This window comes from Bacillus sp. LK2 (genome assembly GCF_001043575.1).
GTDB lineage: Bacteria > Bacillota > Bacilli > Bacillales > Bacillaceae_G > Bacillus_A > Bacillus_A paramycoides.
On sequence record NZ_LDUK01000062.1, the window covers coordinates 1 to 12,547 of the forward strand.

A 12,547-nucleotide genomic window follows, 5' to 3' on the forward strand; every position below is an offset into this window, starting at 1 on the left:
CTTGACATTTCATAGTTGGTCTTTCAATAATTATGTGATTACTTTTGATATTGCTCTTTGCAATTTTTAACAAAAAAACTAAGTTCATTTTCAATTTCTGATGGTTTAATTTGTGGAATTTTAATATCTTTTTTTAATTTTCCTTTTTCATAATATGCAAGTGAATCTCTTTTTTGAGATAATCCCCAATCATAAGGGTTACTTGAACCTGGTACATCTTCACGCTTTTCATCTAATTCTTGTATCTGAACGTTTTCTTGTTGAGCTATTTTTTTTACAGCATGAAGCCAATCCTCTCTTTTTTTCTTAGTGGAATTTAGCATAACAAAACCTGTGCCATCCTCACTCATGAACTTCTTCATTTCTAAAGGACTAAGTTCCATTACTTCCCCTTTTCCAGAGCTAAAGACAAATGTTGAACCAATACCAATTGCAATTAATAGTCCAACAACAGCGGAAATGATCCACCCTTTACGACTCATATTTGTTCCTCCCTATGCCATATTTTTATAAGCGATTTTGAAGTGTGATGAGACACGTTTAAACTTCAACATCTGTCTTTATTTTATAGCATTTATAGGAAAACGGGATAGAAAATGGAAATATCATTTATGGCTGGAATGACGAACCCTGTATTGGTATGCGTATAGAAACTAACCCCGACCTAACTTCTATATGCCCAATACCGCACTACGTTTTTGGCGTGAACGTAGGACCTTATGTATCTACTGTTTGTGATGTTCGTCGCTTCTTCAGAATGTCAACATGGGATATTCCTCACGATTACTGACACAAACAGATCTTTGATACAATGTATTTCCCAGTGGTCACAGATGAGTTTTACGATCTTACTCATCCAACGATAATCGTATACCTACCCCCTCTAGTGACCTTTTGAAGGGAGGCACGCATATATATTTGCCGTATATCATCCTTCTACATCACTACTTTAAGGAAGGAAGACATACGCAATATATATCTAAATTGTCAAAGAGCAAATTACTCTGTGCTATGTTCTCAGCACACTTCAAAATCGCTTTTTTTATTTACACTTTTGTTTTACAGCTACTAATTCCGCTTTTTTATTTTTCCGCTTGGCAATTAAATTTTGATGTTCATCTCTAACCGAACGCACTTGATAATAAATTTGAGCTACCTTTTCGATGCTTCCTGTGCTATTTTCAATTGCGATGGCACCTTTCAGTTCGTATGTTTTTCCATCAAAAGTTTTGACACTATGAGCCTGTGATGCGGCAATATCATAGAATGTGAGCCTTTGTTCTTTTCCCATATGAACGCCTCCTATTTTTGATAAAAAAGGGAGAAAAGCGCCTCTCCCTTGTCTAGTTTTCTAGCCATCTAGATAGGATGAAATAGTGAACGAGTGCTTTATATCATGCTAAGATTGTTGTGTTATACGAAGTGATAATGCGTTGCGCTGCTTCTTTTCCATAGATGTGCTGTAATGCGGATTGAGATTCAACTACGATTGAATGATGAATGTGGTATGTTGCGCTTTCTTTTAAAAACTGCTCCATATGAGGGATCGGGTACAAATCATATTGATGAAATACCAGGTGAATTGGTCTTATATTCTTGCATTCTGTTAGATACTGAAGAAAACTTGATAATGCTTCTCCTCTATCTTGGTACGTACTTGCTTGTGTTTCTACACTGATATATACAACTGCTTTTTGTTTCAGATCCATCTGAAGTGTTTCATATCCAGCCAGTAAATCATGTCTGAGTATACGATACCCTTGTTCTTGCTTTTCCTTATGAGTATCCTCATAAAAAATGTCTTTTGGATCAAAAATAAAGATAAATTGATCTTTTGCTTCCTTCAGCTTTTCAATAACCAATCTATAAGCTCCAAAACGAGCATTTATGATACCTGCAATCTTTTTTCCCTCATCCATTTCTTTCAACGCTCTAATTACCTTTGTGTACTTCTTAGCGACACTTAACATGATTATTCTCCTTCCTATTTCACTTGTATCTACTAGCGGTTACTGAAACCAAAAATACTCTTTTTTCTCCCCTTGCTTTTCACGTTGATGTTATTCAAGAATGTATAACAATGTGATTATGATCGCATTCCTTGTTTCTGCTGAATATAAACCCATCTCATGGAATATTTGATACGCTGGATGCTCATTTTCTAACGATTTCACCACTTCTACCAAATACGCCTCACTCTCATAATTTTTTCTATGAACTCGATGACCTTTTTTACATCCAGGTAATACAAGTTTTTGTGTCGTTGATCCAGGTATAAAATACTTCCTTTCAATAAATATATTGCCAATTATATCCAATAGCCGTGGTGTCTTTTAGGTTTCATGACAGTTTGAGCAATCGAAATCGCTTGCATCAGTTCTTCAGAAAGACAAGAACTTTTGCGCGGCCCAAATTCTTCCCCAGGTTTCCCTAAATTTTTCATTTTACCGACATGGACTCCTGTCACTACATTTCATCCCCTATTCGGTCTAATTTACTTTTTTACGATTTCTCATTGCAAATACGAATGCTGTTAATGCAAGAGCGATACATGCAAAACCAATCCATTTCAAATATGGATTTTCAGCTTTCCCTCCCGTTGTAGGAAGATTACCCTCTAATTTTTCTACTTTCCCTGATGTTTTTCTGAGTTGCGGTTTTGTAATAATCTGTTGTGGTTTCTCTGATTTTGGTGTAACAGTTTTTTTGTTATCTTTGATTGTTCTCGTGTCTGTGGTATTTGTAGTTGTTCCTGTCTATGTGGAGGGATCTGGTGTAGGTGATGTTTGTTTCTTTTGACCTTTCACCATATGCTTAATTATTTCACCATCCTTTTTAAATTCAAAAGAAAAGGATTCTTCATTAATCAAATATCCGTCTGGTGCAAATGTTTCTTTATATGTGTATTTTCCTGCTGGGAGCTTGTTATTTTCATTCTCAGTAACACTGAAAAGAGTTGGATCCTTCACTAAGATGTAACCAGTTGGTAGGAATTTTTCAATGAATTGATAAAGCTCCCTCATGTATGCAGTTTTTAAAGAATAAAAAACTTAACATCCAATCTTTTTTGAATTTCACTTAAAATTATATTATTCAAAGTTTATCTTTAGATCCTTTTTGTTTTACAATGTAAATACAAATATTTTTTAATCCCTATAGGATTTTTAAGCATTAATTTACTCTAGCTTTGCTCGATAATATGTTGGAATAAATAATTTTTCAATTGGTTCCATATAATAATCAGCAATTTTTTGAGCACGTTGAGCTATTGTTCCTTTTTTACCAATTTCAATTTCTTGCAACACACTTTTAGGGATTCTCAAGTCACTTGCAACTTGTTTAATTGTCAGCCCTTTAGCTTCACGCGTTGCTCTTATCGGAGTTAAAATTGCTAACTTAGAACTATTATGCATTTTATCACCCCCTTATTTGCATTTTAAAACGCTTATAGCGTTCTGTCAATCCCATTAGGATTAAAAAAATCCCTAATGGATTAGAAAGGTGAAAATTATGGAAAAAAATAATTTTGGAACTAACCTTAAAAAGTTAAGGATATTTAAAAATGTGGAGAGAAAAGAACTCGCAGAGTCTTTAAACGTAGCATATAGTACATTAACAAACTGGGAAAACGGTGTAAAAGAGCCTGATTTGAAAAATTTTAAAAAAATCGCATCATATTTTGGTGTAAGTACAGATTATCTTTTAAATCATGAAATAGCTGATAATGAATTACTAAGGAAAGGAGAAGATAAACAGCAACTAATCGCCAATTTCTCACAAAAGCTATATGAGCAATACATGAGTATTCCAGATCAACATAAACCTAAGGTTGAAGAAGAACTACTTGAGTATATAAATTACTTAAGATTTAAAACAAAAGTGAATTCTGATTCAAATTGAGAGAGTGTGTTTATGAAGACACACTCTCTTCATCTATGTACTTTCCATTAGTAAAAATATCAGAGATATCGCTATAAATTAAATACAAACTACTATCTTCAGCTTCAAATATTTTTTCAAACCATTCTTTATCAAATTTCTTCATGAATTATTCCCCCTTGAACAATTTTACAAATGATATCTTTGTGAAAAATATCACTATAGTCCTATTTTTTGTTAATTAAAAATAAACAGGACACTTCCAAAAAACACGAAAGACGCTACAAAAAGTAGCGTCTAAAAAATAGAAATTATATCTATATTGTTTAATGGCCTCCTGGATCAGAAACCATGTAGTAAGTTCGTTCTTTTGAATTAACTGGCTTATCAGCAATACTGAAAAATATAGTTGAAATACTTAAAAGACATATCATAGCAAATAATCTCTTTTTCATGCTATTTCACCCCTTCTTTTAATAAAGCATCTTTTACAAGTTGAACATAATACAAATTACCATTCTTTTCGAACTTTTCTAAAGAGTCTTTCATCAAAAGTATATCATCCTTTATCCTTGAAAGGTAATACAATCTAATCGCAGTTAATTTCCCCTCTTCTTGTAGTTTATGAAATATCTCGAGTCCTCTACTCCTATCACCAAACTTACATTCGTAGTAAGCTAGTTCCCCAATGTCTATATAATCAAAATCAATCTTATCAAGATTATATCCATATTCTATATATAAAAATGCTAAAGTCGTCTTAAAAGCAAAATACTTTTTACTATCCTTGGATACACCCGAACCCTCTAAAACTTTAATGGCCTCCTTTAAATATTTTTCAGCCTTTAAAATATCATAATCATTCCCTAGCATATAGGATTCTCCTAAACAGCATAATGCTGATGCTTTAATGATTGGAAAGTCAAATTTCGATTCTAATATGTTTTTACATACATCCCTACAATTTTCAATGTCATTTTCTAACAATTTAAGATATGCCATTCTTTCCTTATACTGCATTTCTAGACAGATTTTAATAAACTCATTTTCAACTTTATTCAAATGACTTTCTATTTTTGCTGAAAATACAGTCATAGCCCTATAATTTGGGATGTCATACATTGCAAGTCCATATAATATGTTCAAAATTACTTGGCATTCTTTATTATTAGAAAAATTTTTAGCATCTAACTCGTCTAACAATTCTTGACCAGTTAATTTTCTATTATTTCTTTTATTATATAAATCATAGATGCTTAAATATTTATTTATTCTCTTATAATTTTCTTTCTCATCCGAATCACCTAATTTTCCCTCCTGTATATTATCCAACTTCTTATCAATAATTTTTTGCATTATGGAATATTCACCAGTACACTGGCAATAACCCAAAGCTTTTCGGACATTTAAATCTTTTTCACATAATAGAATAAATTCATTTATTTTTTGTTTTCTTTCATTTCTATTTTCATAGACCTTTTCAATAATAACTAAAAAGGATTCTAACTTCATTTCAGTTTTTCCAGATAACCCTTCACAAAGTGTAGATTTACTTACTCCTGTCCCTTTTGCTAAGCTTCGAATACTTATGTTTTTAGCATTTATTGCGTTGTATAATTCATTCATAAAATTTCTCAATATCTGCTCCCCCTTATCAGCACACAAATAACTGTCACGAAATTTTTTAAAATACTTATATGTGTTTCTAAGAAGTCTTTTCAACAAACTATGTATATAGGGTGGGCATAGTCCCCTTTTAATATAGATCGTATATCCTATTATTCTCATCCATATTTATACATACATTCTATATTTATACTAGTTTAACATGACATCATAGATTTTCTTTTTTCTATTCAACTAACAAATATTGAGAAAGTTTTTCTGAACAATATTAATTATTAAAACTTATATTCTTATGAAGCTTTGTAGTACTTTGCATAAAAGTAAATTTGGGATAATTTTAATCCTATTGGGATTGATATTTGTATTAAAAGGCTTTAAAATGTAAAGGGATATGTTTCAAAAACAATCTTTATAAATGATAATTTAAAATAAAAAAAACCCACCGCATCTTATTTTCAATTGATCGACAGTTTGGCCGCTGAAATCAATTGAAAATTCCCGAATTGGTAAGGTTTTAATTTACACTATATTGTATTTACTTCTTAATCAAGAATAACATAAAGTAAATACTATGTGAATATAAACCTCTACTTTTCCAATATTTTTATTTGTGGTGGAAAAAATAGGAGGGTTTTTCTGTGTTATTGCACAATTTTTTGCTCAGGCGAGCAAAAACCGAATTAAGTCCCCTAATCAAACATTTACCCAAAACACCTGGGGCTATTAATCAAGCAATCAAGAAAGTTACTACTTATATTGATAATATTGTCCTAGAATATGAAGGTGTTGCTACAAAAGATTATCTTACCAAACGAAAATATGAAGTATTAGAAACTGTTTTATCATATTTAGTACAAGAAGGGTATTCCCAAGTAAAGCAAGATCATATCAGCAAAAAGTCAGGTATTTCAAAACCAATTATTAACTACGTGTTTAATTGGTTACAAGACTTGGGAGTGTGCCAACAAATCAAAGTACGACGACATGGTAAAATTGCCCCTTCAATTTACATTTTAACTTTACATAACAATTATTTAAAAATTATTGAATATTTCAAGGCGAAATGGGATGTAGCAATTGATGTCTGTTCTACTTTTACTAAACTTTTAAAGAAAAAACTCTTTAAAAAAGTTGCTGAGTCCAAACATGAGGAAAAGAATACTTTATCTAATGGCATAGATATTTTAAATTTTGAAGAACTAGAAAGATCAAATACTAATTCGCAAAATGCTATTGATAGATCACAAGATTTAAATGATTATTTAAGTAAAGATCAGAAAAAGGCATATCGCTATATAACAAGTCAACCAGTAACATATTTAACAGAACAGGATACTTATACTATATCCTTAAGAATGCCGAAAAAAATTGATCGTTATCAAAGATGGGATTTTGAAAAATGCGTTGAATGGTTTGAATATAATCAAGCTGAAATAAGTAATCCCGCTCATTTTATGAAAATGTTCGCTGAAAAATCTAAACAAAGAAAAGAGCGTAATGATTATGAGGCGAAAGAAGCCTTAACTAATATGGAACATGCACAAAAATATGAAAGCAAACTTCCAATTATAGACTGGCTTAATAACAAGAAAATGGATTCCATTCTGCAAAAAATGGGCGCTCTAAAGCCATAATAAAAAAACATCTAAAACTTAGCCTTGCTCAAAAAAGCTAATTAGCAAAGCTATTTGTTATGTATTCTTATAATCCCCGAGCAACGTACTATTTTTCATCAAAAAGAATTTCAAAACACCCCTCAGATTTTATAATTATTTCTCTTTTTCTAAACTATTCAGCTATGAAATTTCCAGTTATATGTAACTGGAAATTCTATCATTTACTCATAAATTAACCTTGCAATTTACTAAGGTATAATCTTGAGTCCCTTGATACAGCCAGCCTAGCATCTCTAAAATAGATTCTAATGTTTATAATGATTTTATTTTTTAAACAAGATTTAATAAATACAGTATTCTATCCTAAAAGGGAAACATTATAAGTATGTTCTTTATCATTTTCCGACAGAAGACTCCCTCTTAATTTTTGTTATTATTTAGGGGAACATATCAAATTTTAAAAAAAGTAGGGAATCTTGTATGTTTTTACAAGCCTCCCTACTTTTTTACGTATTATTTAAGTTGTTTTTTAAATAGTTTAGCGAACCATGATTTTTCTTGTTGAGAAGATGCAACTAACTTCTTAGTTTCTTGTATTTCACGAATTACTTCTAATAGCTGTTGATCCCTGTTATTTATTTTCCCATCAATATTCTTTTGTTGTTCATCAACCTTATTCAGTAACATTTGATTAGTTTGTTCTAAATTGTCTATGCGTTTTAAAAGTTCCATATTCATAGCTTTTTGCTCTTGAAAATATATAGAAACCTCTTTCATACTCTCATACATCGTCTGAATAATTGGTTTCGTTATTTCGTCGTCTTCATCATTCTCTTCTACTACAATATAATCTACATTTTGTTTTAACATCTGTTCTATTATTTCTGGTGGCTCTTGTGCATCTTTCATATTAGCAATTAATTTAAAAAGCTCTAATGCTTCCTGTTCATATCTCAGCGTTCGCCCCTTCGTCCCAGCGACGGTTGGTAAATATGGTTTGAATTGATCCCGCCAGGCCTGAAGAGTTGTCCGTGGCTTCCCAAGCATTCTTGCTATATCTGCAAGGGAATATGTTTTCTTATAAGGTTCTTCCCTATCCATTCCATCGTCATCCCCTCATCGTCATTTGTTATTATCGATGTCCGACATGTTGTCATTACATTGTTATTGGTTATCATCCATGTCGGTCATGTTGTCATTGTATTGTTATTGGTTATCATCCATGCCGGTCATGTTGTCATTACATTGTTGTTGACCATCATTTATGTCGGTCATGTTGTCATCGTATTGTCATTGATTATCATCCATGTCGGTCATGTTGTCATTGTATTGTTATTGATTATCATCCATGCCGGTCATGTTGTCATTACATTGTTGTTGACCATCATTTATGTCGGTCATGTTGTTGTTTTACTGTCATTCATCATCATTTATGTTCGACATGTCGGCGTCTAACTGTTATGTGTTTAATTCGTTTGAAAGAAGGGATTTCCTTGTTTATTTTGAATTTTTTAAGTGTATGGGTTAATTAAATAACAAGTATGATTCAAGTCGTACTTATTATTTAAAGTGTTCTTATTTTTGATTAAATGTGCTAAAGCATAATCAAAAGTAGCACTTAAGTCGTACTTAATGTATAAGGGGGAATTATTAATGAAAATTGGAAGAAAAGTAGCGGATTTCGGAAATAGTTTTAATAATTTCATGGTTGATGGTTATTATATTGAACTTGCAACAAATGTAGTTAAAATTTCAAAGAAACAAGCTGAGGATTTACTTGTTGATCGTATTTCTAGACCAGAAGATTTACTAGATAGATTACTAATTTCCACTAAAATCGAAGGTGAAGAATCTTTCTATCTAGTTGGGCAATTAGCTGAAGATAATCAATTGGCTAACTCACATGTAAATAAGATGCACGATAAAATTAAGAGTCCTATCCCATATGTAAGCTTTTTAGGAGCAATTGCATATTATCATGCCCTGCACGCTGAACAAGAAGATAATGAAGTTGAAATTGAACACATGAGTATGATGCTTCCAATTTGGCTTTTAAAACGCGAAGAAAAATTTAGCATTGCCCATAAAAAAATGGAAGAAAGATTTATCGGTGAACATAAAGTTAAAGTGTTAACACCAGGAATGGAGAAAGAACTAACTATTACAGTCCATTCAGCAAAATGTAGAAATGAATCAGAAGTTGCTAGACATTCTTTAAAATATAAAATGGTTTCAAAAGATCAGAATACAAATGTAATTAGTATTGAAAAGCGATATGAATCTGAGAGATTCGATGAATATGAAGTAGTTTTAACTGACATTGGTGGCGGGTCTACAGATGCTGTGCGATTAGGTAAAGGGCTTACTACACCTAAGCACAGAGATTCTTTCCAAGTTATCGATATTGAGCCATTCTTAGGATACCTAGAACGCTTTCGAAAAGAAAAATTGATTCAATACTTTAAGGATATAAGAACATTAGAGAAATTTATAGTTAATAATTATAAAGTACAAAAGTATGTACTATCGAATGAAAATACTGGTGAAGAATATGATTTTACAAATGAAATTGTAGGGGCGCTGAAAGAATATGCAAGAATTTTAGTAGCTAAAATTCTTGATGTATTCATCCCATCTAGTACGAATACAGTATTGAAATTCATTTATATCGGAGGCGAAGCACCCGTTTTAGAACCTTACATCCGTCTCGCTTTATTGAATCATATGTCTGAAATGGCTGCTAAAAACAATCACTTCTTCTTGAACGATATTATTCAAAATAGCGACAAAGAGGTATTTGCTCCAACTTCACGTACAATTAATCTAACTGCATTAGAATTAAAAGTAATTGATGAAATGAAGGGACAGCTAGCTTAGAATAAAGGGACGTGCTGATAATGGCTAAAAATAGAAAAATGGCATTACATGCTGATAATATGCCTGAAGATGTATATAGGATTCTTAATGAAAAAGCTAATAGTAGACAATTGACAGCATTTGTTGTTGAACTGGTACAAAACGGAAAAAGTTATGAGCAACTACTGCAGAAATTAGATAATGTAGAACAAAGGTTAAATCTTTTAGATACAGTTGAAGATAAATTGGATCTTCTACTTACTAATGGATTTGTTCCCGCACAGAAACAAGAAGAGTTAAAAACAGAGGAGCCCATATTGCAAGAAGGTAAAATTATTGACGCTAGGGTCGTACTTGGTGGGATTTCTGAAGAAGATAACGAAGAGATTGATTTCTAACTAGTAAAGAAGACCTTTAGGTATAATCCTAAGGTCTTTTTATATTTATGTGACCTAAACTGTTGAATTGAACTATCCACCACTTAACGCCCTTATGGGGTGTTTGAAGTGGGGTTAGCCTACGGTTAATACGAAATTCGTACGGTATCACAATCTTATTTGTGGTTTTTGACATCTAGAAATAGACTTGGTTTTAATAGCAAGAATCCCACTGATGTAAGTCATCTTGACCCTTTAGAGATGGGAGTGTCAAAATAAAATAGTCCTGATATCACTATTATTACCCTCTGTTGAATAGGGAAATATCCCTATTTCTATAATTAGATATTTCCCTATACCTCTGCTTTTGTTATCATAAATTGTAACAATGAGCATAAGATGGCCGCGTTGGTCAACTTATGCTTCTAATATGCACACAACAAAAAAAGATAGCTCAATAGGCTATCATTAGTAGGCTATATAATTATCGTTATCAGAAGTTGATATATGTAATTCATCTACGAAAAATTATCACTATCAGACTGGAATTATGCTTTCCAACTCAGTAATTTCCTCACTAATTAACTGCTCTATTTTTTTTATAAAATCATCAATTTGACTAAGTTCCGTAAGGATAAACAAATTTGAACGCATCCAATAAGGTTTTGATTGCTTATTGTCAGCTACTACCTCAATGCCTACAATTCCTCTTTTATCATGTAAGAAGAATCTCATGGATAAGAAATGAGTTACATTGTCTATATCCTCACCTGAAACCCATTGAAACTCATTTAGTTTAAAAGTGGAGAACTTGATTATTCCTTTTTTTAAATCTTCGAGATCTTCATTGGTGGTATATATGTCAATGTTTGCAGTACCAGAAAATCCATAGAAGTCAAAATTCAATTCAAAAAAATCGGTATCTTCCCATATTCTTTTTATTTTTATACTCGGCTCAGGCATTGTACTCTATCCTCCCATAAATTGCACTTTCCACTTAGGAATAGTATATCAAGTTTTTCTTAATCAGACGGCTCCGTTAGATACATAAAAATCAATGTATATCCTATACAGGCTCGGTTAACATAACACATCATTATCGGTAGCAAGGACAAGGAGGAAACTTACTCTCACAAGGGAACCTCCTTTTTTTGTTCTATGGATCTATGCACTTTTTTATACATTCCTATCCTGGCGCGGTTTTAGGATTCTCGTTTGTTACTGGATTAACCAAAAAACTGTATAAAATCTCGCATTCTCTTAGCGTGGGGGTTTTCAAAAATGCAGGCGATACCCCATGCCCATCAAGCTAAGATTTTCAGAAACCTCCCATTACAAAAATTTTACCTTTTCACAGTTATTCATAAGAGTTCGGCTCATTTTTTCTTTTTCGGGCCTTTATTTTTCTTTAAATTGATGAGTATGTATGGTGACCCACTCATGCCTCCTTACAGGGAGAATGATAAGGCATTTTTTATTTACCCAATTACCGAGCTCTCAAATGTTTTAAATAGTTACCTATCCCCTAATCACCGAGTATGTTTATTTCTCTAAATCGCTGTCCATAATAATAAATAAAGACAAACCCTTTATCCTTAAGATACAAAATCTTTCTCAAGGGTATCAAACTCGGTAGTTAGGGTAGAGTGGTATAGGTTCTAGACGAAAGGGTTGTTTTCACAACATTTTCCAAAACAACGACATAGAATCAAAAAATAATCAAATCACTAAAAAAACGACCTTTTATCTTCTTCTCTAACGCGTTTTACAAACGTCATGAATACAATTGCATTAAAAAGGACTATCTCTCTAAAAACGAGAGAATAGACCATTTAAATGTAATCATCAAAAAATACCTAGAATTTAACGAATTTACCGAAAGAATTCTCCTTCCTCAATCGTGTGAAGGGCGCTAGCCCAACGGTAGGTGGGGGATGAATTTCGGTTTGGCATAGCCAAAAACTTTTGATAAACTAGCTATATGAAGTTCTTTGATAACTTGATATATGAGGTTGCAGGAAGAAAATAGAGTGCGAAAACCAAGCCATTCGGTTCCTGCGTAAAATATCAACCGTACCAAGAGAGCATCCAAGCGTTGGACATCTAGGGGTGGAACACCCCGAAGTAACGCTCAGGGAGACGAAAGGTTACTTTCGTCGTGGAACTGAGAAGCTCCCACTTCAAGCTTTGCTA

At 32.4% G+C, this 12,547-nt stretch carries 13 protein-coding genes and 2 pseudogenes; 4 read left to right on the forward strand and 11 right to left on the reverse strand.

What is annotated here, in order from left to right; genetic code table 11:
* Positions 1–38: 38 nt before the first annotated feature.
* The 6 genes and pseudogenes from VK90_RS25405 to VK90_RS25430 form a co-directional block, all read right to left on the reverse strand.
* The gene (locus VK90_RS25405; RefSeq protein WP_048376213.1) at positions 39–482 is read right to left on the reverse strand and encodes a hypothetical protein; all 444 of its coding nucleotides are present in this window, start codon (positions 480–482) and stop codon (positions 39–41) included.
* Between the two features lie 560 nt (positions 483–1,042).
* A complete protein-coding gene (locus VK90_RS25410; RefSeq protein ID WP_016128127.1) occupies positions 1,043–1,291 on the reverse strand; it encodes a hypothetical protein in 249 nt (82 codons plus the stop codon).
* Positions 1,292–1,394: 103 nt separating this feature from the next.
* Positions 1,395–1,970, reverse strand: coding sequence for a TraM recognition domain-containing protein (locus VK90_RS25415; RefSeq protein ID WP_048376215.1), 576 nt, complete (start codon positions 1,968–1,970; stop codon positions 1,395–1,397).
* Between the two features lie 90 nt (positions 1,971–2,060).
* A pseudogene (locus VK90_RS25420) lies at positions 2,061–2,443 on the reverse strand (TRAG family protein).
* Between the two features lie 46 nt (positions 2,444–2,489).
* Positions 2,490–3,011 (reverse strand): annotated as a pseudogene (locus VK90_RS31515) (prealbumin-like fold domain-containing protein); the annotation flags it as partial.
* A gap of 165 nt (positions 3,012–3,176) precedes the next feature.
* Positions 3,177–3,413 carry a helix-turn-helix domain-containing protein gene (locus tag VK90_RS25430; protein ID WP_048376219.1) on the reverse strand — a complete coding sequence of 79 codons (237 nt, stop codon included), beginning with the start codon at positions 3,411–3,413 and terminating at the stop codon, positions 3,177–3,179.
* Positions 3,414–3,510: 97 nt separating this feature from the next.
* Between VK90_RS25430 and VK90_RS25435 the strand changes: the two genes are divergently transcribed.
* The gene (locus tag VK90_RS25435; RefSeq protein ID WP_048376221.1) at positions 3,511–3,900 is read left to right on the forward strand and encodes a helix-turn-helix domain-containing protein; all 390 of its coding nucleotides are present in this window, start codon (positions 3,511–3,513) and stop codon (positions 3,898–3,900) included.
* Positions 3,901–3,910: 10 nt separating this feature from the next.
* Here VK90_RS25435 and VK90_RS31150 read toward each other — a convergent pair whose 3' ends face one another.
* The 3 genes from VK90_RS31150 to VK90_RS25440 form a co-directional block, all read right to left on the reverse strand.
* On the reverse strand, positions 3,911–4,045 hold the full coding sequence (locus VK90_RS31150; protein WP_269431832.1) for a hypothetical protein: 135 nt from the start codon (positions 4,043–4,045) through the stop codon (positions 3,911–3,913).
* Positions 4,046–4,205: 160 nt separating this feature from the next.
* Positions 4,206–4,334, reverse strand: a complete 129-nt coding sequence (locus VK90_RS31155) for a hypothetical protein (RefSeq protein ID WP_269431833.1) — start codon at positions 4,332–4,334, stop codon at positions 4,206–4,208.
* A 1-nt stretch (position 4,335) separates the two neighbouring features.
* Positions 4,336–5,517: an AimR family lysis-lysogeny pheromone receptor gene (locus VK90_RS25440; RefSeq protein WP_053081462.1), complete on the reverse strand. Its 1,182-nt coding sequence runs from the start codon at positions 5,515–5,517 to the stop codon at positions 4,336–4,338.
* A gap of 626 nt (positions 5,518–6,143) precedes the next feature.
* Between VK90_RS25440 and VK90_RS25445 the strand changes: the two genes are divergently transcribed.
* Positions 6,144–7,139: a hypothetical protein gene (locus tag VK90_RS25445; protein WP_048376223.1), complete on the forward strand. Its 996-nt coding sequence runs from the start codon at positions 6,144–6,146 to the stop codon at positions 7,137–7,139.
* Between the two features lie 495 nt (positions 7,140–7,634).
* Here VK90_RS25445 and VK90_RS25450 read toward each other — a convergent pair whose 3' ends face one another.
* Complete coding sequence (locus VK90_RS25450; protein WP_048376226.1) at positions 7,635–8,222, reverse strand: DUF3967 domain-containing protein; 588 nt, start codon at positions 8,220–8,222, stop codon at positions 7,635–7,637.
* Between the two features lie 552 nt (positions 8,223–8,774).
* On the opposite strand from VK90_RS25450, the gene VK90_RS25455 reads away from it, so the two are divergent.
* Together VK90_RS25455 and VK90_RS25460 are read left to right on the forward strand one after the other, a co-directional pair.
* Positions 8,775–9,998 carry a ParM/StbA family protein gene (locus VK90_RS25455; RefSeq protein WP_048376228.1) on the forward strand — a complete coding sequence of 408 codons (1,224 nt, stop codon included), beginning with the start codon at positions 8,775–8,777 and terminating at the stop codon, positions 9,996–9,998.
* A 20-nt stretch (positions 9,999–10,018) separates the two neighbouring features.
* Entirely contained in the window at positions 10,019–10,375 is a 357-nt protein-coding gene (locus VK90_RS25460) for a hypothetical protein (RefSeq protein WP_025151192.1), read from the forward strand.
* A 516-nt stretch (positions 10,376–10,891) separates the two neighbouring features.
* On the opposite strand, the gene VK90_RS25465 is transcribed toward VK90_RS25460, so the two are convergent.
* The gene (locus VK90_RS25465; protein ID WP_025151193.1) at positions 10,892–11,317 is read right to left on the reverse strand and encodes a hypothetical protein; all 426 of its coding nucleotides are present in this window, start codon (positions 11,315–11,317) and stop codon (positions 10,892–10,894) included.
* Between the last annotated feature and the right edge of the window lie 1,230 nt (positions 11,318–12,547).